Below are 878 nucleotides of genomic sequence, written 5' to 3' on the forward strand. Positions count from 1 at the left end.
AGCGAAACGGGATCAGCCCAAACCAAGAGGCTTGCCTCTTGGGGCTGTAGGACACTCTGTACGGAGTTACAAAGGAACGAGGTAGATGAAGAGGTCTGGAAAGGCCCGCCATAGGAGGTAACAGCCCTGTAGTCAAAACTTCGTTCTCTCCTGAGTGGATCCTGAGTACGGCGGAACACGTGAAATTCCGTCGGAATCCGGGAGGACCATCTCCCAAGGCTAAATACTCCCTAGTGACCGATAGTGAACCAGTACCGTGAGGGAAAGGTGAAAAGCACCCCGGAAGGGGAGTGAAAGAGATCCTGAAACCGTGTGCCTACAAGTAGTCAGAGCCCGTTAACGGGTGATGGCGTGCCTTTTGTAGAATGAACCGGCGAGTTACGATCTCGTGCAAGGTTAAGCAGAAGATGCGGAGCCGCAGCGAAAGCGAGTCTGAATAGGGCGCATGAGTACGTGGTCGTAGACCCGAAACCAGGTGATCTACCCATGTCCAGGGTGAAGTTCAGGTAACACTGAATGGAGGCCCGAACCCACGCACGTTGAAAAGTGCGGGGATGAGGTGTGGGTAGGGGTGAAATGCCAATCGAACCTGGAGATAGCTGGTTCTCTCCGAAATAGCTTTAGGGCTAGCCTCAAGGTAAGAGTCTTGGAGGTAGAGCACTGATTGGACTAGGGGCCCCTACCGGGTTACCGAATTCAGTCAAACTCCGAATGCCAATGACTTATCCTTGGGAGTCAGACTGCGAGTGATAAGATCCGTAGTCGAAAGGGAACAGCCCAGACCGCCAGCTAAGGTCCCAAAGTATACGTTAAGTGGAAAAGGATGTGGAGTTGCTTAGACAACCAGGATGTTGGCTTAGAAGCAGCCACCATTTAAA

General features: G+C 52.3%; 1 rRNA gene. It reads left to right on the plus strand.

What is annotated here, in order from left to right:
- Positions 1-878, plus strand: a 23S ribosomal RNA gene (locus EER30_RS46710); the annotation flags it as partial.

The organism is Actinoplanes solisilvae, from assembly GCF_003999975.1.
Lineage (GTDB): Bacteria > Actinomycetota > Actinomycetes > Mycobacteriales > Micromonosporaceae > Actinoplanes > Actinoplanes solisilvae.